At 58.7% G+C, this 20,323-nt stretch carries 18 protein-coding genes; 7 read left to right on the top strand and 11 right to left on the bottom strand.

Going from position 1 to position 20,323, the window contains the following annotated elements:
- Positions 1-2: 2 nt before the first annotated feature.
- Entirely contained in the window at positions 3-473 is a 471-nt protein-coding gene (locus QM659_RS08230; RefSeq protein WP_415188039.1) for a DUF2269 family protein, read from the top strand.
- Positions 474-651: 178 nt separating this feature from the next.
- Here QM659_RS08230 and QM659_RS08225 read toward each other — a convergent pair whose 3' ends face one another.
- A complete protein-coding gene (locus QM659_RS08225) occupies positions 652-1,362 on the bottom strand; it encodes a hypothetical protein (RefSeq protein WP_415188038.1) in 711 nt (236 codons plus the stop codon).
- Between the two features lie 397 nt (positions 1,363-1,759).
- Here QM659_RS08225 and QM659_RS08220 point away from each other — a divergent pair, with 397 nt between their 5' ends.
- The 3 genes from QM659_RS08220 (at position 1,760) to QM659_RS08210 (ending at position 3,659) form a co-directional block, all read left to right on the top strand.
- The gene (locus tag QM659_RS08220; RefSeq protein ID WP_415188037.1) at positions 1,760-2,341 is read left to right on the top strand and encodes a recombinase family protein; all 582 of its coding nucleotides are present in this window, start codon (positions 1,760-1,762) and stop codon (positions 2,339-2,341) included.
- A gap of 308 nt (positions 2,342-2,649) precedes the next feature.
- Positions 2,650-2,919, top strand: a complete 270-nt coding sequence (locus QM659_RS08215; RefSeq protein ID WP_415188036.1) for a helix-turn-helix transcriptional regulator — start codon at positions 2,650-2,652, stop codon at positions 2,917-2,919.
- Between the two features lie 2 nt (positions 2,920-2,921).
- Positions 2,922-3,659 (top strand): hypothetical protein, encoded by a 738-nt coding sequence (locus tag QM659_RS08210; RefSeq protein WP_415188035.1) that lies wholly within the window; start codon positions 2,922-2,924, stop codon positions 3,657-3,659.
- A gap of 44 nt (positions 3,660-3,703) precedes the next feature.
- Here the strand turns inward: QM659_RS08210 and QM659_RS08205 are convergent, their stop codons facing one another.
- From QM659_RS08205 to QM659_RS08195, 3 genes are read right to left on the bottom strand one after another with little or no spacing between them, the layout of a single operon-like run.
- Entirely contained in the window at positions 3,704-5,902 is a 2,199-nt protein-coding gene (locus QM659_RS08205) for a DEAD/DEAH box helicase (protein ID WP_415188034.1), read from the bottom strand.
- Positions 5,877-7,184, bottom strand: a complete 1,308-nt coding sequence (locus tag QM659_RS08200; RefSeq protein WP_415188033.1) for an ATP-binding protein — start codon at positions 7,182-7,184, stop codon at positions 5,877-5,879. Before QM659_RS08200 ends, QM659_RS08205 begins: the two co-directional genes overlap by 26 nt.
- Before the next feature lie 3 nt (positions 7,185-7,187).
- The gene (locus tag QM659_RS08195) at positions 7,188-9,431 is read right to left on the bottom strand and encodes a TerB N-terminal domain-containing protein (protein ID WP_415188032.1); all 2,244 of its coding nucleotides are present in this window, start codon (positions 9,429-9,431) and stop codon (positions 7,188-7,190) included.
- 101 nt (positions 9,432-9,532) lie between these two features.
- Here QM659_RS08195 and QM659_RS08190 point away from each other — a divergent pair, with 101 nt between their 5' ends.
- The gene (locus tag QM659_RS08190; protein WP_415188031.1) at positions 9,533-10,210 is read left to right on the top strand and encodes an NUDIX domain-containing protein; all 678 of its coding nucleotides are present in this window, start codon (positions 9,533-9,535) and stop codon (positions 10,208-10,210) included.
- Positions 10,211-10,717: 507 nt separating this feature from the next.
- Here QM659_RS08190 and QM659_RS08185 read toward each other — a convergent pair.
- The 7 genes from QM659_RS08185 to QM659_RS08155 all read right to left on the bottom strand — a co-directional run bounded on the left by QM659_RS08185 (position 10,718) and on the right by QM659_RS08155 (position 17,663).
- Complete coding sequence (locus QM659_RS08185; RefSeq protein ID WP_415188030.1) at positions 10,718-12,106, bottom strand: efflux RND transporter periplasmic adaptor subunit; 1,389 nt, start codon at positions 12,104-12,106, stop codon at positions 10,718-10,720.
- Entirely contained in the window at positions 12,103-15,318 is a 3,216-nt protein-coding gene (locus QM659_RS08180) for an efflux RND transporter permease subunit (protein WP_415188029.1), read from the bottom strand. The genes QM659_RS08185 and QM659_RS08180 overlap by 4 nt, the downstream gene beginning before the upstream one ends.
- A 204-nt stretch (positions 15,319-15,522) precedes the next feature.
- Positions 15,523-15,981, bottom strand: a complete 459-nt coding sequence (locus tag QM659_RS08175) for an NUDIX domain-containing protein (RefSeq protein WP_415188028.1) — start codon at positions 15,979-15,981, stop codon at positions 15,523-15,525.
- The gene (locus QM659_RS08170; protein ID WP_415188027.1) at positions 15,982-16,476 is read right to left on the bottom strand and encodes a hypothetical protein; all 495 of its coding nucleotides are present in this window, start codon (positions 16,474-16,476) and stop codon (positions 15,982-15,984) included.
- 206 nt (positions 16,477-16,682) lie between these two features.
- Positions 16,683-16,970 (bottom strand): hypothetical protein, encoded by a 288-nt coding sequence (locus tag QM659_RS08165; RefSeq protein ID WP_415188026.1) that lies wholly within the window; start codon positions 16,968-16,970, stop codon positions 16,683-16,685.
- A gap of 343 nt (positions 16,971-17,313) precedes the next feature.
- Positions 17,314-17,520, bottom strand: coding sequence for a hypothetical protein (locus QM659_RS08160; protein ID WP_415188025.1), 207 nt, complete (start codon positions 17,518-17,520; stop codon positions 17,314-17,316).
- Positions 17,517-17,663, bottom strand: a complete 147-nt coding sequence (locus QM659_RS08155; RefSeq protein WP_415188024.1) for a hypothetical protein — start codon at positions 17,661-17,663, stop codon at positions 17,517-17,519. Before QM659_RS08155 ends, QM659_RS08160 begins: the two co-directional genes overlap by 4 nt.
- 166 nt (positions 17,664-17,829) lie before the next feature.
- On the opposite strand from QM659_RS08155, the gene QM659_RS08150 reads away from it, so the two are divergent.
- Positions 17,830-18,267, top strand: coding sequence for an XRE family transcriptional regulator (locus QM659_RS08150; protein WP_415188023.1), 438 nt, complete (start codon positions 17,830-17,832; stop codon positions 18,265-18,267).
- A gap of 799 nt (positions 18,268-19,066) precedes the next feature.
- Entirely contained in the window at positions 19,067-20,167 is a 1,101-nt protein-coding gene (locus QM659_RS08145; RefSeq protein WP_415188022.1) for a tyrosine-type recombinase/integrase, read from the top strand.
- Positions 20,168-20,323 lie beyond the last annotated feature (156 nt).

The raw sequence follows: 20,323 nt of genomic DNA, 5'->3' as shown, positions 1-20,323 counted from the left end.
CCATGGATGCGATGACGCTGAAAACCCTCCACATCCTTTCCGCTATTTTGCTGTTCGGAACTGGCCTCGGCACGGCGTTTCACGGACTCGCCAGCAACCTCTCGAAAGACGTGCGCGCCATCGCTGTGTCGAACCGCAACGTCGTGCTTGCCGACTGGCTGTTCACAACGCCCGCGGTTATTCTACAGCCTGTAACGGGCATCTGGCTGGCGGTCGAACAGGGCTGGCCGCTTACCTCGCCGTGGATCGTCGTGTCCTTCGCACTCTACTTCGTGGCCGGTGCATGCTGGCTGCCCGTGGTTTGGCTGCAACTCCGGATGCGTCGCCTTGCGAATGAGGCGGTGGCTTTTGGCAGGGAGCTTCCTGCGATCTACCACCGCTATTTCCGCCTTTGGTTCGCCCTCGGCTGGCCCGCGTTCTCCGCCATGATCACCGCCGTGGCGCTGATGGTCGTCAAACCGCAACTTTGGTGAGGTTGGGGCGTCACTTCCGGGCCTCCCCCTGCCGAAAGGTTTCGGCTCACACGCATCGGCGGAGTCTTGACTGGCCGGAACCACTCTGTAATCGCATCTTTCCGACTTGCGATAATGACGCTTCACGCGAGTCGAATACCTCTTCGTGGTGAGGCGTGATGTTGCAAAGGACGTGGCTCTATCTGAGCGACTCTTTGTTTCCGGCGATTTTTACCGCCTGCCGCTCATGTGCGATGCGAAATACTTCTTCGGCGAGAAATGCTGCATTGCTTGCCAGCTCTAAAAAAATGACCGCCATCTCTTCGAACTTCAATGTCTCGATAACAGGCAGCCCACTTTTTCGGTCGTTTTTTATACCCCGCACTCCTTCTGACACGAGCCATATGGGCGAGACATAGTCCACCAATGCACCTTCGGCGACAGTTTCGTCAAAATGCTTTACTGCGTTGTACAGGTGCCTCAGCCTATCCTCCGGCGCCCTGCCTCCTGGCGTGAAGTGTTTCTCCGGCGTACTTGCAACAATGCAACGCGCGATCGCATGGCTTGCACTGGCTGCAATGTCGCAATGAAAAACTGCCTGCTCAAAATGCGTCAGTGCGTGAAGGTAGTGCGCGATCGCATTATTACTATGTTGTTCGGTGCTACCAAACTCCAGGAGTGCGAGGCGGCCAGATCGATACTCTCTTATTCCCTGATTCAGATGACGCAGAAAGGCAAAGACGAGAGGACGAGACCGGTCTTCATTCTCAGATCGAAATATGTTCTGGAGGAAGTACGAGCCGTAGTAATTCGGTAGCTCTGGGACGTCGGGGAGAGAGATTCGCGCAAGCGTGAAAAACTCTGGCGCGATAAGACGATCAAACAAAAAGCCTGCGAATTGCACGTTCATCTCCGGCCCTCGATCACAATCCTAAAATACCCGGAAACGTCGTGCGGGCAACGATCACGACAAGCGAGCAGATGCGCTTGCGACCGATCCGGCAAACATTTTCGATTCCGAGCAGCACAAGCTACGCATTCATCGGCGCGGATTCGGGGTGACTTGTTCGCTACCGCGACAGCAGCTGTTTTGTGTGCCACCCACCAAGTGCTGCGCGGCCTTTTTAATTGGCAAAAAATGCGGTTTTCGGCCCGGTTATGCGCTTCCTGCATAATGCAGCCTGTCCGATTTCAGTTTACCCAAACGCTACTCTCAAATGAGACACTTTTTACGTCTTTTTAGGGTTGATTTTTAGATTTTCGGACGCTACAAAGGGATGGTCTAGAACCAAATCGGACATTCCGCCATGATCCGCAAAGCTCCACAGCCTCGAATTTTCGGTTACGCCCGAGTCAGCACAACGGACCAGGACCTCTCCATTCAGCAAGCGGCGCTTGAGGCCGCTGGTTGCCTCAAGATTTTTGCAGAGAAGAAATCCGGCACGCGCCGCGACGGCCGCACCGAGCTTCAGGTGCTTCTCGAATGCGTTCGGGAGGGCGATGTCGTCGTCGTCACGCGGATCGACCGACTCGCGCGCTCGGTGAAAGATTTGCAAGATCTGGTGCTTGAGCTTCGCGAGAAGGGCGTCGCTCTCCGCGCAACGGAGCAACCTATCGACACGTCGACGGCCGCGGGGAAGGCCTTCCTCGACATGCTCGGCGTATTCGCGGAATTTGAGACGAATCTGCGACGCGAGCGGCAGTTGGAAGGCATTGCCAAGGCGAAGGAGGCCGGGGTGTACACGGGGCGGAAGCCCTCGCTCGACGTGGAGCGCATCAAGGCGCTTCACGCCTCGGGGAAGAAGCCTACCGCCATCGCGCGAGAGCTGAAAATGGCTCGCTCGTCCGTCTATCGCGTGCTTGGCAAGGATGCCGTCGACGCGGCTTGATTAACGAACTCACAGCCGCGCTCACGCTTGAGTGGGGCTGATGGGAGGAATTCCGAGTCGGATTTTCAACGCATCGCACCAGCCGCCTCGCCGAATGCGGTCGCCGGACAAAGCCATCCTGTGGATGCGCCCTTCCAGATGGATCGCCAGCCTCGAACCGCCGGAACTACGCGGGCTGCGCCTTCTAAAGCACGCGGAAATATTTTCGCGGCCCTCTGTTGCGTTCGTCAGTATTCCAATATATATATAATGCACAATGTGGCGATGTCTAAGGTATAAAATACCAAGAAGCGCTTTTTTGCGGTGTCATGGAAACAACTTGTAGTCATGTTTGCTGTGTAAACCAACAGTTTACAGCGGGGATTATTGTGAACGATTCAATTGAAAGGATCGATGCAGTCATGGCGCGCACCAGCATGCGCCGGACGACCGTATACGCAAAAATCAAGGAGGGGTGTTTCCCGCCCGGATTTACCCGAGGCCGCGCGCGATGCTGGCTGCGCTCCGACATAGATCGGCTGCTTGCGATCTGGGCCGCAGGCGGTGAGTGGACGGCTTCGGATCAGGAGGCGGCATAGATATGCGCAAGGAACTGGGCAAGCTCAACGGGCTTCGTGGAAGATTCCGGGCAACCGTCAAATGTTTTGGTTGGAAGAAGCGCTTTAGACAACATGAGGATCGAACCGTCATGCTGTCCGATATATACGATGAAAATGGCACCTTGGTTGCCGATCATCTCTGGCTCACTATTGGAAAGCAACTCGCATCGCTCAAGCTCGAAGAGTATTGGATGATCGAGTTCTCCGCCCGTGTTGCGCCCTATGCTAAGGGATATTTCGGGAGCCGAGACGGCGTATTCAAACCTCCTCGAATTGACTACAATCTTAGCTATGCGAACCGGTTCGTTGTTCTATGGCGTCCCCTCGACCGCGATGAGGCATGGCGTCAGTTTCATCAGCAGTTGGATGCAAACCCCCAGGCGCTAAGGGAACGCTCTCAAGCCGCTGGCGTCACCGTCGAGGAGCAGCGCCTCGCCGAAGCGTGGGAGGGCGTCCTAGCGTTGGCGGCGCAGCACGAGGAAGCGCGCCTCTCGCTTCTTCCTCCAGAGGTCGCGCAGAGAATTCGTGACGATCGGACGAAGCGCGAAAAACATCTCGCCGAGGAGAAGGCTCTCGCGGAGAGAGCAAAAGCCGCCGGGGTTCGAGTGCGCATCCAACGCCGTCGAGAGGCCGAGGAAGCGGAGAAGCAGCGCGTGGCTTTGCGACAGCAACGACGCGAGGAGCGTGAAAAGCAAAGAAGGCCGAGGGACGCTGCTTAGAGGCCGAGCCGCAACCTTTCGTGAGCTTTCGAAAGGGGTCGCTGCTAAACGATACCCTCAAGAATGGCTGTAAGGGAGGACGTGTCGACGCGCGAGCGCGCAAAAGCTTCCCGCAATATGTCCTCCGCAATCAAGTGATCGTATTTTTGGCGGCGTATGTTTTCGACAAGATCCGCCAAATCGCGCGGATGGGGCGGATTACGCTTGATGCGCCCGAAAGCCTGAAGCAGCTGCGAGACCGCGCATTTGGGCGCTCGCAGGCCCAGGATTGCCGGCTCAGTCGAGATCCCCTCCCGCGCTAGAGCCAGACGAAATGTCTCCGATGCCAGCGTTCCTCGCCACAGGAAAAGAAAAGTATCGTCGCCGCTTTGGATGACAGACTTGCGATCGAGTTCGAACGCCGTGAATGCCTCCCGGCCTTCAAATAGAAGTGCCTCCGCCGTTGCGTCCACAAAGGCCGGCCGCTCAACGCCGCGATAGACCTCGCGCATTTCGAGCAGAAGTTTGTCGTCGAGCGGTGCTCCCTCTTGCGCGGGAAATTTTGGCACGCGCCCCGCGGGAGCAGACCGTACGGTCACGATTTTCGCTTTATCGTCTACCGATTCCACGATCCAGCGCCGGCCGGCAAAGGTGAGATAGTCGTCTTTGCGAAGCGGATTGAAAATCGGAACGGTGCCCAAGGCGCGCTCCCCCGTGACGATCCGGTATTCCTCGTCGCTCGCAAACACGGCGTAAAAATCCCAGCGGTCCGTGAGCTGCTCGCCGCCGGCCCCAAGCATTAACAGCCCGTCCGGCGCTTGCTCGATCAGTCTCGGATTGGAGGCGGCCATCATCCGCAACAACGCGGCGAATTCGCCCTGACGGCAGGCGCTAAAGGGCCCGGGGCCACAGAGCAAGGCATAGAGATCGGCTGCCATGACCCCGCCTCGCTCGCGAACGGCCGCGAGGATCTGATGCAGGAGCGTCGAAACTTGCACTCTCGTGGAAATGCCTGGCTCGATCCAGCCTCGCGTCAGCAGCTGCACGGCGGCAACCGCCTGCACGATGTCCGGCCTTAAGCGCTCAAAGATATCGCTCTCTTCCGGACGGTCCGGCTCAGTGACATAAATTCGTAAAATCGAAACCTGCCCAGCGCGGCGGCCGCTGCGCCCAAGGCGCTGCCGCAAGCCCGCAATCGAAGCGGGCGGCCCGATCTGGGCTACCGACTCGACCGATCCGATATCGATGCCAAGCTCGAGCGTCGTCGTGGCGATGGCGGTCGTCGGCAGTTTTCCATCTTTGAGCCGCTCTTCCACTTCCTCACGCAAGCCTTTTGCAAGGCTGCCGTGATGAGGAAAAAACTCGTTCGGCACCATCTCCGCCTCGGAGCGCTTCAACAGGCCGTCCGCGAATTCTTCCACCAGCTGGCGCCGCGGCGCGAAAACAAGATTGTTCTTGCCGCGCAGAACCTTGAAAAGATGTTGTACAATCTCCGCGCTGGCTGGCGCCGCAGTTGAGCCGTCTTGGCCACTATTGGCGGGCTCCCGGTAGCCGCGTACTTGCAGCTTTACCTCCGGCCGCGATCCTTCGCTCTGCAGCACTTGGACCTTCTCAGGCTCGCCGGGATTAAGAAATCGCTGCGCTGCCGAAAAGTCGCCGATCGTTGCCGAAAGCCCGATCTTCCGAATGCGCCGGCCCGCCTGCGCCTCGATCCGCCGCAACAGCGAAGCCAAATGCACGCCGCGCTCGCTCGCCAGGAAGGCGTGCAACTCGTCGATTACAATGAACTTCGCGGCAAGGACAAGACGGCGTACCTCAGGGCCCCGCCGCACGAGAAGGGCTTCGATCGATTCCGGAGTGATGAGAACGATACCCCGGGGTTTGGCAATCGCCTTGGCCTTGGCGACCGCGGGAGCGTCGCCGTGCCATTTGACGACCGGCAGCTCAAGCCGTTCGGCAAGCTCCTCAAGCCGACGGAACTGGTCATTAATCAGCGCTTTAAGCGGGCTGATATAGAGCACATCGAAACTATCCGCAGGCTCACAAGCGGCGACGGTCAGGATAGGGAGGAAGGCGGCCTCGGTCTTTCCCGCCGCCGTCGCGGCGGCAATAATCACATCGTCTTCGTTACCGAGCACCGCCCCGATTGCCTTGGCCTGAATGTCGCGCAGTTCGTTCCAGCCCTGGTCGTAAATCCAGCGCTGCACCTTGGGATGCAGGCGGCTAAAAGCTTGACGCTCAGATTCGGAAGCTTGTGAGATCATCGTCGGCACCGCTGTCGGAATTTGGAGCAGGGCCCTCGTCGCGCGTCAGCGGAACCTCCCCGAGAAGCTCCCGCCAATCCGAGCCGGGGTTTTGTTCGAGTACCGAAAGCAGCTGCACAAAGGCTTTGATGGAATTACGCGGAGTTCGGAAATACGCTTCGCCCAGTTGCTTGTTGCAATGGGTCATGAACGCCAAAATGGCTTCATCCGGCACGTTCAGCTTGCTCTCCCCGCCCGCGAGAAAGACTTGGCGCACTTTCTCGAGCAGAATATGAAGGTCTTCCGGTGTGAGATTACCGAGACTGATAACCGGGCTGGACAAATCGACCAGCCCTCCGGCCGCAAACGGGTTCTGTGCAAGGCGCGATTGCAGCGCTGGATAGCTGAACAGGCCCCGCCTCGTATCCATCAGAAATTCCGGCGTGCCGCCCATATAGATGCCAAAGCCCGCAACATTGCCCTGCAGGACGTCATTCAGGATACGAAGAACTTGTTCGTAGTTCTGATTGCGAGAAGCGGCGTGCTGCAGCTTATAGAGATTGACCATCTCGTCTAGCATAACGAGAAGGCCTGCATAGCCTGCGAGCTGCACGAAAGCCGCCAGAAGCTTGAAATGATCGTAGACGCTCTCGTCGTCTACGATCGTGCGAACACCGACTGCTTTTCGCGCTTCTGTCTTGGTCGTGAATTCGCCCCGAAGCCAGCGCAGTGCGTCCGATTTGAGCTGGTCGTTGCCCTCATTGTGACCGCGCCAATAGGAGGATAGGACGACCGCGTAATCATAGCCACCCACATAATCGCAGAGGCTCGAAAGCCGCTCCTCGATCACGGTTTCCGTAGACCGTCCGGCGTTTTTCGCAAGTTTGACCGAGTCGGCGACGAAACGCTCGATCAGGCTTTGCAGCGCCCCGCCTTCCGGCTTCGCCCGCGTCGACAAATTGCGCACGGCTTCCTGGTAGAGATTGCGCGCCTCGCCGCCGCTGGCATAAAGTCGGCGCTCCGGCGCCAGATCCGCCTCGATGGTGACGAGCCGTTTTTCGAGCGCCATCGTCCGGATGAGATGAAGCAGGAAAGTCTTGCCGGCGCCATACTCCCCGATAATCAGCCGCATCGCGGAGCCCTTGTCGGCGATGCGCTCGATATCGCGAAGGGCGGCCTTGAGCTCTCGCGCACGGCCTACTTGAATGTGTTGCAGTCCGAATCTCGGCACGACCCCGGCCGCCAAAGCCTGAATGATAGTGTCCCGATCGCGTACCCGGATCGTTTGCGATGCCCCCGTCATAGTTCACGCCAGCTCCTGCAATTGATTGAGAAGATGCGCCGGTATGGCCAATGTTTCGCCCTCCTCGATTAGGGGCTCGTCGAACCGGGTCAAGGCCCAATCATTGATGGTTTCGATTGCGCCGCCGGCAAAAATATCCAGCTTAACCGCCAGAGCTTCGAATTCGGTACGCCCAATTCGGCCGCCCCGCCCAACGAAAAGGCCGATGAGTTCAATATATTCTTTTTCCAAACCGGCAAAGTGCCCTTCCGCCGCTGCTTCGCGCTCTGGCACCAGATCGTCTACGAACGCCATATCCGATTCGGGCTCCGCGAAAATCCCGCTTAGCAAACCGCGTGCTTCCTCTGTTTCACGCCTTTTTCGATCAAGCTTAGTACAGTCAACAATCGGAAGCTCCGGTTTTTCGACCGAGATAGTTGCCTTGGGAACCACATGCTTCTTGTCCCCGACTCCCGCTTTGGTTGCGCCCGCGTTGGAAAGGAGCCTGTATCTATCCGCCGGAAGGGGCACGCCAGGCGCACCCTCCGTGGCGGTTATAACCGTCGCCAGGTCGTCGTGATGTATGCCGTCCATAACGCTGGAATGCTCCTGAAGCCGCGAATAAAGGCGTGCTACCGGCAGTCCAAGTGCGGTGTGGAGCTTCTCGGCGAAGGCAATTTGCGCCACATCCTTTGTCTTGCCCGCGGCGATCATCCGAAGCACGAGCCCCACGACAGCCTCGCCTTCTTCCGGCGAACAGGAGGATAAGCGCTTGAGAAGCCGGTTTTGATTGGGCGGATAGACGTGAAGGCTGGTGAGCAAAGCAAGAAGTCGTAAACGCTCGGCTTCGGCGAGGCCAGGCAGGCGCTCGATTTCCTGCCAAACAATTTCCCGCACGGCAGGTGCGCTCTCCTTGCCAACTGTCGCAGCAATAGCAAAAGCACCGGCCTCCACGATTAGCCGCGCCGCAGCATAGGCTGGCCTCGTGCTATCCACTGGAGCCCCCTCCGGTGCTTTGAAGATAACGACCGTCTCGCCTGGCGTCGCGCTATTGGCGGCAAAAGGGTCCGGCTCCATCCCAATCCCGGCCACAGCGAGGATGCGCGCCAAGGTTTTCGACGCCGTGCTTGGTTTCTCTTCTGCGAGAATTCCCCCGATCTCTCTTAGCCGTGTTATGGAAACTGTGCCGGCCCCGGAAGGGATCAAGCTTTCTAGATCGCTCTTGAGCCTGCGGAAGGGCGGCGCGGTGGTATCCAGCAGCTCTTGCGGCAATAAGAGCTGCGCTTGCGCGCTTTCCTTCGCGGCCGGATTCCGCCCCACAAGGCGGCTGTAGGGGCGCAGCTGCTCGCAGCAATCATCCGCCAGCGCCTTGGCGATTTTCAAAGGCGCGGACAATGCGGCTGGGTCGGGCCACTCTTCATGGCTTCCCGGAATGGTCACGGGAGGCGTTCCGCTGGCAGGCGCATAAGTGAGCTTTAGCCGCTTTGCCGGCAGGCGGACCGTCAAACCCTTGGGATAGCCACTGGCAAACTTGATCTGGAACAGCCGACAAAACTCCTCGAAACACCGCGTCTGGGGTGTTTTTAGCACCGTTTCGGGATGGCCCAGATACCACGCTAGAAGCCACTCCCCTGTAAGCTTTCCTTCCGCCAGCCGCCTGCCGAGCGCGACCCGCAATTCAACGGAAAGCTCGCCCAAATATTCTTGCATCGGTGCAAGGGCAGGTTCCTTGACGAAATCTCCTGTAACGATTCGCAAGGTCGCCAGAAATCGCTCAGCATAAGAGCCGAACGAAGCGTGGACGCCATAGACCGCTTTCAAGGCGCAGGCTTCCGCCAAAATCGCTCCTGCGTCCTCGACGGCGCGATCCCCGAAGACCCGTCGCTCAAGTCCGTAAAAGAAAAGAAAGACGTGGCCGATCCCAGCGCGAGGATCGCGCCGCCCGCCTGCAAGCCATTCGAGATAGCCGCGGCGTTCGTGCGGCCGGATCTGGCTGTAAGTCGGCCAGTAATTCAAGCCGCTGCCAGAAAGATCGCTATGGCTTTTATGAACATAAGCGGCCGGGTCTATGACATGTGCGAATTCACGCGAACCCGCATCTCGGCCGGCGACAGTTCCGATATAGACCATCCCCCCGCGGATCGTGAAGCCACCGACATCGATCGTTTCGCCGGGTGCAACCCAGCGCACAGGCTCTGCGCGCTTGGTAGGCTTGCTCGCCCGCACGGCTTCGCGAATCCCGTCATCGGCCGCATCCTTGACGGTCATTGTTTTGCTGCTCTTGTTGCCGTTCCGGGAAAACAGCCAAACCAGAAATAGAAATCCGAAGAATAGAAGCCAAGCGTTCGCCACGACGCCTCGATGGCCTTTTGGGGCCGGTTACCTCTTCTCGCGATGAGAGGATTGAAAAGTCACCACCAGCATTGTCCTACGGCGCCCCGCTGAAATCAAAATTTTTAAACCCAAATCTATTGGACAGCAATTCGGCCAGGGTGGCCACATTACAATTTGCTCTATCACAACAAAAAACCGTCCGGTTAGAGACCAACTCGACGGTCCTGATTCTGCTGAGGAGTTCCCTTATGCCCTGTAATCCCGCGGAAATCGCGCATCTTCTCGATGTGGCTGAACGTGACGGAATCGAAAAGCTCGTCGTAGGCGCGATCATCGAAAGGGATGGCCGCGTGCTGATCCTGCGGCGATCGCCAGACGAGGCTTTCCTCGCGGGGTTACACGAAATTCCAAGCGGCGGTGTTGAGCCTGGAGAAGATCTGCTTGCGGCCCTTTCCCGCGAGATCAAGGAGGAAACGGGTCTAACCGTCGCGACCGTTCGCAGATACGTAAACGCCTTCGATTACCGCAGTGGTTCGGGCAAGAAGGCGCGCCAACTGAATTTTGTCATCGAAGCAGACGAGGGCGCGGTGATATTGAACCCGGCGGAACACGATGCCTATCGTTGGATCAACCCCGACTTGCCGGGCTTCGAAGCCTTGAACCTCTCGGACGAGACACGCGACTCCATCCTGCGATCACGTCAAGCTCGCTAATGCGCCTCCTTCGCATCGATCTGCGCGGCAAGAGCGCCTGCGCGACGTTCCGGCAAAAAGCGGCACGGGCATCGAAACGGGCGCGGTCTTGCTGCTCGCATCGGCGTTGGTAGCCTGTTAGGTCGGGCCCGAACTACCAGTTTTCGGCGCCGCTGACGTCGTCTCACGGCGAGAACGCCAGCCACCGGAACGGCTCCGCAGCTTTCCCCTAGTGGACGCGACTGAACGACAGGATACTCGACGCGCTGATTAAAGGAACTGCGACGTTGCAAAGGCGAAGGCCAGGATCCGCGCTTCATCGCCGCGTTAGCAGCTCGCGTTGTGCTGGGATCGCGCGTCTCAACGTGACTGGTGGGCATCGTCGCCGCCTCGCCGAAAACTGGGCGTGCTGGTCGCCCCTTCACTCGCTCAACTTCGGTCCTTGCGGCAGATCCAGCGCCGACATTGTTCGCTTCCGCGCCTTTCGGCGCAGGCAGGGGCACCCGACCGGTATCGCGCAGCGAAGCATTATCGCTGTACCGCCTGCGTGGCATGGGAAGCGGAAGCCGCGGCTTCCGGGACCGGATGAGTCGGCGCGGCAACCGCTATCTTCGCTCCATTCTCGATGCCGGCTGGCGGGTTCACGATCAGATTTTGCCCCGGCGCAAGACCGCCAATGATTTGCACCTGCGCGCCTTCATCGTCGCCGAGGGTAACCTTATGGAGGCGCGCCACCCCGTCCACGTTCGTGGCCACCCTTGTGCCGTGCTGATCGAAGATGAGCGCGGCAGACGGAATCATCATGATGGGGACCGGTCTTGGCACATTGAACCGTACCGTTCCGTAAAGCCCGGGCGATAGCTTGTAGTCAGCATTCTTGATGTCCGCCTCGACAAGCAGCGTGCGGCTGTTTGCGTCAAGCGCGGTCGCCGTTCGCGCCACTTCGCCTGCGAACCTCTGGCCCGGCAATTCGGGCACGTCCAGCGCCGCCTCCATTCCCGGCTTCAATTGCAAGGCGACGTCCTGCGGAACGTGCACCTGCACGCGCAACACGTTGTCGCGCGCGATGGAGAAAAGCGGCGAGCCGGAAGAGGTGTCAGCCGTGACAAGGCTCCCGGTATCGATGCTGCGCTGGGTTATCACGCCGTCGAACGGAGCAGTCACGCGCTCATAGGATTGCATGCGCTCGAGCCGCGAAATCTGCGCTTTCTGCGCTTCAATGTTCGCGTTGGCGACGTTCACGGCCGCGTTCTGCGCCGCAAGGGTGAGGCGCGTCTGGTCGCCGCTCTGCTTTGTCTGCCAGCCTTCGCGGACGAGCGGCGCATTACGCTGATTGGTAACGTTCGCGAGGTCGCGCTGCGCTGTCACCTGTTCGAGCGTGGCCACCATCTGCTTCAGCTGAGCGCGCGCCTGATTGAGCTGGTCGTCGACCTCGGGCGCTGAAATCAGGGCAAGCAACGCGCCCGCCTTCACCCTTGAGCCGATATCCACGAAACGCTTCTCGATATAGCCGTTCTGTCGCGCGAAAAGCGTCGCGGATTCGAAAGCTTGCGTTGTCGCTGGGAGGCGCACCTCCTTCGGTGTGTCAACCGCCTTCACTTTTTCGATGCGAAGCGAGGGTACTCGATTTTGCCGCCCGACGAGTTCCTGCCGTGCGGCTGCTTCGCTCGCCGCGTGACGGTCGAAACCGGCGTTCACAACGACGCCGAGGGCTCCAGCCACGGCAAGAACGACAATCGCCAGGACGATGCGGCGCCCCCAATATCTTTTGGGGGCGCCGTGGCCTGTTTGTTTTGCTCCATCCGCTTCGAGGCGCACGGGGTTTGCTTCGTCGGGGCTACCCACCTCGCGGTTCTCGTCATGGCGCTCGCCATCGCGGTTCGCCCCGCCAAATTCGCCGCTTCGGTATTCGTTCATGCGGTACCTCCGTGCTGCGCCATCGGGGTGTCGTCTCGGCTCAGGCGTTTGCCGCCATGCTGCGGGCCTTGAACGCGCTCTTTCAAGGCGTGGATGGTGGTGTAAATGTAGGGGACGACGAGGAGCGTTGTAACCGTCCCCACGAGAAGACCGCCGATGACGGCTCGAGCCAGCACGGCATTCTGCTCCTCGCCCGGTCCGCCGAGGGCCATCGGCAGCATGCCGACGATCATGGCGCTCGCCGTCATCAGCACCGGTCGAAGGCGTGTTCGGCCAGCCGCCACGGCTGCCTCCATCGGGTGCATGCCTTCCAAAAGGCGCTCGCGCGCGAAAGTGACGAGCAGGATCGAATTCGCCGATGCGACGCCAATCGCCATGATCGCCCCCATCAGCGAGGGAACGCTGAGCGTGGTTCCCGTGACGAACAGCATCAGCACAATTCCGCAAGCCACGCCCGGAAGGCCGAGGATGACAGCAAGGGGATCGAGGAAGTCCTGAAAGTTTACCACCATGAGGAGGTAAACAAACACGGCGGCAAAGAGGAGCCCGATGGTGAAGCGGCTGAACGCCGAATCCATGCTCGCCGCCTGACCTTGCAATGAAATCGTGTTGCCAGGCTTCAGCTGCGGTTTGATGTCCTCGATGATCTTGTTAATTTCGGACGAGACGCTGCCGAGATCGCGGCTTGTGACACTTGCATAAACGTCGAACACTGGGTTCACGTTGTTGTGGTTGATGACCGACGGGATATAGCGCCGGGACATCGTCGCCACGTTGCCGAGCGTGTTCGGAATGGGAGATTGCGCGCTCCCTCCCGCAGCGGCGATTGACGTGTTCTGCAAATCGTTCACGGTGGAGACGAGGCGCTCCGGAGTCTGCACCGCGAGGTAGTAAGGGTTCTGTTGGGCTGGGTCGGTCCAGAAGTTTGGAGAGACCTGCTGCGATGAACTGAGGCTGATGGTCATGTCGCTGACGATCTGGGACGCCTGAAGCGTCAGCCCCTGTGCGCGGCTCCTGTCGATGTCGAAATAGAGGTTCGGCGCATCAAGTTCCTGGTGAATGTGCGAGTCCACGACGCCGGGAATGCTGGACATCCGCTTGAGCGCTTCCTTGATAAGCTCGACGTTTTGCGGATCTCGGCCCAGGATTTGCAAATCGATCTGCGTCGCCACGCCGAAATTCAGGATCTGCGTCACCATGTCGGCGGCCTGGAAGTAAAACAATACGTCCGGAAAAGCTTCGGGCAATTCGCGCCGCAGCCGGGCGATGTGTTCGCTGGTCGGCCGGTGGCCTTCTTTCAACGAGATCTGGATGAGGCCGTCGTTTACCCCGATGGTGCTGCCGTCGGTGAAGGCAAGATTATAGGCACGCGCGGGGAGGCCGATGTTGTCGAGGATGAGATCGCGCTCGGATTCCGGGATCAAATCCCGGATGCGATCCTCGATGCGCTGGAAATACTTCTCCGTATCCTCGATGCGCATGCGCGCCGGGGCGCGCACGTGAAGCTGGATCAGCCCCGCATCGACGGTCGGGAAAAAGTCGCGCCCGACAAAGGTTGCGAGATAACCGGCCCCCGTCAGGGCCGCCAGTGCGATCACGGGTATCACGAAACGGGCCCGAATAATGCCTTCGAGCAGCCAGGCGTAAAAATTGCGGAAATTTTCGAAACCGCGATTGAACAAATCCGAAAACCGGCCGAAGGCTCCTAGGCTTTCGCGGTAGCCCGGCTCGTATTCCTTTCGCAGGAGGATGCGATTGACGATCGGCACCAGTGTTCGCGAGATGCCGTATGATGCAAGCATGGCGAAAACAACAGCGAATCCCTGCGGCGAAAACAGGTAGCGCGGCGCGCCCTGAAGGAAGACCACCGACACAAACACGCAGGAGATCGCCAGCGTCGAGACAAGCGTCGGCAGCGCTATGCCCGCCGCGCCTTCCTCAATCCCCCTGTCGTATTCCATACCCTCCTCGAGCACGCGATGCGTGTTTTCGATGGTAACGGTCGAGTCGTCCACGAGGATGCCGACAGCGAGCGCCAGTCCGCCGAGCGTCATGGTGTTGATCGTTTCGCCGAGCGCGGAGAGGATCGCAATGGATGTCAGAATGGACAGCGGGATCGAGATCAGCACGATCAGCGTCGACCGCCAGCTTCCGAGAAAAACAAGGATCATCAGCGCCGTGAGCCCCGCCGCGATCGCTGCCTCGCGCAAGACTCCGTCGATGGAATTCGAGACGAAGACCGACTGATCGAACAGTTCCTTGATTTCCATGCCGGGTGGCGCGGCTGCCCGGATCGCGGGAAGCGCTGCCTTAACACCGTTCACAACGTCAAGCGTGGACGCATCGCCATTCTTGATGACGGTCAGGAGCACGCTGCGCTTGCCTTCGGCGCGCACAATGTTCTGCTGCACGGCCCATGCGTCTCGAACATTGCCGACATCGCGCAGATAGATGGTCGCCCCGTTCACCTGCCGGATCGGAATGTTGTTCAGCGCCTCCATGTTGGGTGGCTGAGAATTGACGCTGACGATATACTGCCGGTCGCCGATCTTGGCGTCGCCGGCTGGAACAGTGAGGTTCTGAGCATTGACGGCATTTACAATGTCTGTCGGACGCAGGCCGTGCGCAAGCAGGGCCGCCGGATCAATGTCCACCATGATTTGACGAAACTTGCCGCCGTACGGAGTGGGCAGTGTAAGCCCCGGTATGGGGGCCAGCGCCTGACGAACGCGGTAGAGGGCGTAATCGTAGAGCTGTTGCTCGTTGAGCGTGTCGGATGACAGGACGAGCTGAAGCACCGGCACGCTTGAAGCGTTGTATTGGACGACGATCGGCGGCTGGATTCCGGGCGGCATCAGGGCGCGTATGGAGTTTGACGCAGACACGATCTGCGCGATTGCCAACTCAATGTTGACGTTCGGCTGGAAGTAAATGCGCTCGACAACGATGCCTTCGAGTGTCTGAGACTCGATGTTCTTGATACCCGTCACGTTCGAGCTTATCGAAAACTCGCTATAGGTCGCGACACGAGCTTCCATCTCTTTCGGGCTTAGACCAGTATACTGCCAGATGACGGAAACGACCGGGATGTTGACCTGTGGGAAGATGTCTTTTGGTGTCGTCAGGATGGCGTTTGCGCCGAGAAAGACGATAAGAATTGCGAGGACATAAAAAGTATGGGGAAAGCGGAGCGCGAACCGAACGATGCCCATGGAGATTTCGGCCTCCAAGTTTCTTTTCCGTGCCAGCGCATGAACGGCACAGAGGCGCAACCTTACACGTCGCTGATTGTTCGCACCTTGCGTTCACGTTCTCGTGTTTAGAAAGTGGTTGTCGCACTGAGCGGTAAGGCAAAAGCCGGGGGAAGAATAACTTGCGACTTCACGGTTTGTCTCGACAAGTCCTATGCCTCGACGCTAGTGCACAAGTGACGGCTCAAGCCCTTTCCAGAAGGTCTTTCCGCTGTTCAACCACTCCAGTAAGCCGTCATGCAGCGCCTTGGGAAGGATGAGCTTCTTGTCGAGGGAACGCACATCGAGGAAGGCGAAATCGAGATGTGCTTCCCGGCTCTCGATCGGCAGCAGCCCTTCGCTTTCTTCGACTTCGAAAACGAAATTCACTTCGTGCTGAATGCGATCACCGATGGAGAACATGTTTTCAACGGTGCCGATCAGCGATTTGATCGTCACCTGCCTCAGCCCGAGTTCTTCCTCAAGCTCGCGCAGAAGCGCAGCCTCGATCGGCTCGCCAAACTCGACGTGGCCGCCGGGAAGAAAGAACCAGTTGGCGCCCTCTTTCATCCGGCAGAGCAGAAGCTTGTCCCCTCTGCGGATGACAGCTCGCGCGATCACCTCGATCGTGTTTGTGCGGCTCACTCAAACCTCGCCATAGTAGCGTGCGACCCGATCAAAGAGCGCCTGAACGCGGCTCACCCCGGCACTTGTGGCTTGATCCTTTCCCGCATATCCAGACAGAAGGAAGCCCATTTCGGCAAGCCGTTCGCCACTCCAGCGCTTGAAGTAATCGTTCACGAACACATCCACGAACAGCTGTCGCTCACGGGCGGTCAATTCGCCGTCGACAAGTGCCGTCAATCGGTCATGCGCAGTGTTCGTCCACGCCCGGCGCGGTGAACGTGACCCTGCCGAGGAGGCGTCAATTTTGTCCCGCCACATCATGGTCACGCCGCCGGAGGCACCGGACGCCCGCTCGAAGTCCGCGAGGACGCGGTGAGCAGCGCGCAATTGCACTTCGTCAAGTTTTCCGATCGAGTGCAGCTTTGCCAGGAGCGTGCCGCGAGCGAAATCGAACTGTTTATCACGGCACCCGACGAACTGGTCCGAGTAGAGTGCAAGATTGACGGCGGCCATCTCCGCTCGACGCTCCGCTGGCGTCAAGGATTCGTCACGGTTTCCGACTGCGACGTTCAATATCATTCCCCATCATTCATGCTGTGTGCGTCGAATATTCTGAAAAAGTATACGCATTTTCAAATAATATTTTGAAAATTTCAGGAGGTTGGCATGAAAAAAGCCCGCTGACGAGGCAGGCTTTATCAATTTTGTGGTCAGATGGACTATGCCGCTTCTTTCAGCGGCTCCTCCTCGACTTCGTTCTCTGGCTGGAACGCGTCTGATCCCGACGCCTTATATGCTACTCGCTCGACGATAGAAGCGAGCGCATCAACGCGCGCTTTCATGCTCTCGACCAGAAAGCCGAATTTGGCGCCGGGACCGTTTCGATATGCGGGAAGATCGTTGAAGAAGCCAGCCGCTTCCATCTGCTCGCGCTCCAGATCGGCTAAAAATTGGTAGATTCCACGTAGCTGCGTTAGCTCGTTTTCGAGTGCCGTAATATCCTTCATGTTCGTTCTCCATGTTGAGCCGCAGCCCGGTTGAAAAGGGTGGCGCAGGATGCTGCGGGACGGACGCGGCCACAGCGCCCGCCCCGCCCCCGCTACCGCTCGTCCGGGCATGCGGACCCGGACGCACGGAATTTCCCGGAAATCCTCTCGCCTGACGTGCGCGAGATACTCCAAACGATTCCGAACGCGGGCGTTGGCCAAGCGATCGCTAGGCGCCCATCGGGGAGACGAACGCCATGCACAGCGTGCTCCCCACGAGCGGCGTCGATCGCCTGAAGGACGGCCCGCTTTTCGATTTCAGTCAGACTGTCGAACGCGCGGCCGCTTTCTTCATCTATCTCTGTCATGCCCGTCCGCCGATCGGTGTCGCGGCTGCCAGATATCCGAGACGCTCGACCTCCACGTCGAGTGCCTCCACAATCGAATACATTCGCTCAGCGCCTTCCTCATCGCCACCACAGTGCAGAATTTCGGCGGCAGTCTCAGCCAAGGTTCGCGCCTGTAGGGCGAACCGCAGGGCGGCGTGAATTTCTGCGCGCGTGAAAATCATGGCTCGCGCTCCGCCTTCTCGGCAGCCGCAAGGCGAGCGTCGATGTCGCGCTCGACATCCTTCGCTCGGAAAAGGAGCGTCTTGACGCGGGCGGTTACGGCGACATCGCTACCGCTTTCGGCGACAGATAGGGCGTCGTCCACGTATTGGCATGCGCGGGAGATCAAAATCGAAATCGACCGGATTTCAGCAATGGACAGGGGCATTGCGAATTGGCCTTTCCGCTTGAGTAAAAAGTATGGATATGCCTACTTTATATCAAAGTGGCCTCACATCAATACAAAATATTAAAGTTTGGATGAAATACGCATGATCACAGGCGATCAGCTACGGGCGGCGCGAGCACTCGCCCGCCTCACGATTCAAGAACTCGCCGATCTCGCTATCATCAACAAGATGACGATTGTCCGGATCGAGGCCGGAGCGAGGGCAAATCGCCTGACCCTCCTTCATCTTCAAGAGATACTGGAAGGGCAAGGGATTACGTTTATCGAGGCCGATGAAAATGGGGGAAGTGGCGTCCGCTTCAAACCTGGCGTCGAGGCCGATCTGGCGCGGAAGAAGAAGGGAACGTCCGATGACGGCGAAGCTGGCGACGGGGTGAAAGCTCTCTACCCAGAACTCGCAGACTTCTGGATCGAACACCCCGAAGCACTCGCACGCCTGTCCGACGAAGGTCGCAGGGCGATATCCGAGGCGGCGCTCGGTGATCCGCGCGCGCTTGACGACCTAGCGGCACGGCCATGAGGTGCGCGCGCCTGTGCATAACCGCGCACCGTGGCGCACACGACCTTGACGTTCCGTACGCGCACGCAGGATGTTGTGTGTCATGCACTCAGCGAACCCTATCTATTGCGTGTCACACGCCATTCCCCTCACCTCGTTCGGTCGGTTAATCCAACCCCTGGAGAAGCCGCCGTGCAGCGCGAACCTCGAAAATCACTCCCATCGCCCCTGACTCTTCAGCCGCGCCTGATCGGCCGCGAGGCTGCGGCGGCGTTCGTGGGCCTCTCAGTTCGAAAATTTGACGAACTTGTCGCGGATGGGCGAATGCCCAAGCCGAAAAGGATCGACGCGCGCGTTCTTTGGGATGTCCGCGCGCTCGATGCGGCCGTCGATCGGCTTGACGACGCCACCACCCAGACATTGGACGAGGCGCGGACATGACCATAATTGACCCATCGGACGAAATGTACGGCGGCGATTATGAGGTGCAACACTATCGCTTTGGCCCCCAAACCTTCCGCGTCCGCAGCGACGGCACCTTTGAATATTTGGAGCGCGATGAACAAGGGCTGTGGCGTCCCGCACCTGAGCGGCAGATTGTGCGTCGCGAGACTTCGGAGAAGTCGCACGCGAACGCCGCTCCTTCTGAGCCATCCCCGCTCGATCTTTACACTCTGGAAGAGGCATGTTTGCGCTTCTTCTCCGGTCTAGGCGTTACGCCGGACGATCTCCGTGCGCTCGCGAAGAGAAAAAAGCTTTCAGTCATATCCGTTCGTCGGAAAAAATTCGTTCGTGGTGAAGATCTGAAGGAGATGGTGACATGCCTCGCAGAGCAAAGCCGCCGCGCCTCTGGCTTGAAGAGCGCGAAGGTCGGGAATCGAAATGGATCATTCTCGACTCCGGCCGAAAAATCAGCACGGGCATCGATCGAGCGGATGCTGAAGGAGCCGCGCGCGCCCTCGAAGCCTATATCTCTGAAAAATATGAGCCCAGTGGGAGCAGTAATCCCGCTGCGGTCTCGATAGCCGAGGTTTTGGAAAACTACCTCCGCCTGCATGTTCCCAGTCTAGGCGAGCAGGCGAATCCTCGGCGGCATGTTCGCGACTTGGTCGAATGGTGGGGTGGGAAAACCGTCGCTGATGTGAAAGGGAAAAGCTGCCGCGAGTATTTCGAGTGGCGCCGGTCGCGTGCTGCTTACGGCGCGAAGGGTGACACGACTGCAAGTCGAGATCTCGCGACACTCAGAGCCGCTATTCGGCTTTGGCACAAGGAGCACACGCTTTCGATGGTTCCCGTGGTTTCAATCCCCGAGCCTTCCGATCCGCGTGACGAGTGGCTCACGCGAGATCAGGTTGCGCATCTACTTCGTGTCGTCCGGAAACGACCGAAATCCGCGCACCTCGTGCGGCTTATTCTGATCGGAGTTTACTCCGGCACGAGATCAGGCGCGATTCTGGGCCTTCGGTGGATGCCGTCTACTGATGGGGGATGGATCGATCTCGAACACGATCTCATGTACCGGCGTGGCAGGGGCAAATCGGAAACCAAGAAGCGCACACCGCCCGTTCGCATTCACGCCCGACTTCTACCCCACTTGCGCCGCTGGCGCGAAGAGGACGTGGCGCGGGGCATCACCCATGTCATTCATTTCAATCAAGGCCCAGTGAAGAAGCTTCGGCGCTCGTGGGATTCGGCACGCCAAATCGCTGGCTTCGATCAGCACTTTGTCCTGCACAGTTTCAGGCACACAGCGACGACGTGGATGCTACAAGCGGGAGTGCCGATTTGGGAGGTATCCGGATACGTAGGCATGTCTGTGAAAACGATCGAAAAGGTCTATGGGCACCATTGCCCCGATTATCAAACCAAAGCAGCATCAGCGATCGCCCCGAAACGTGTTCCGAAGCGTTCTTTTGCGTGAATGATTGGCGAATGAAACGATCGAAAAGGTGCGAACAAAACGGGAAGAATCGAGCCGCTTTCGACCAGAAAGGCCAGAAAAATCAATGATTGCGATGAGCGCACATCACACTTTTAATCAGAGGGTCGATGGTTCGAATCCATCTGGGCTCACCAA

The sequence above is a fragment of the Rhodomicrobium sp. genome (assembly GCF_047605405.1).
Taxonomy (GTDB): Bacteria; Pseudomonadota; Alphaproteobacteria; order Rhizobiales; family Rhodomicrobiaceae; genus Rhodomicrobium; species Rhodomicrobium lacus.
The sequence above is the reverse complement of the archived record's forward strand: the minus strand, read 5'-3'. Positions and strand labels throughout refer to the sequence as shown.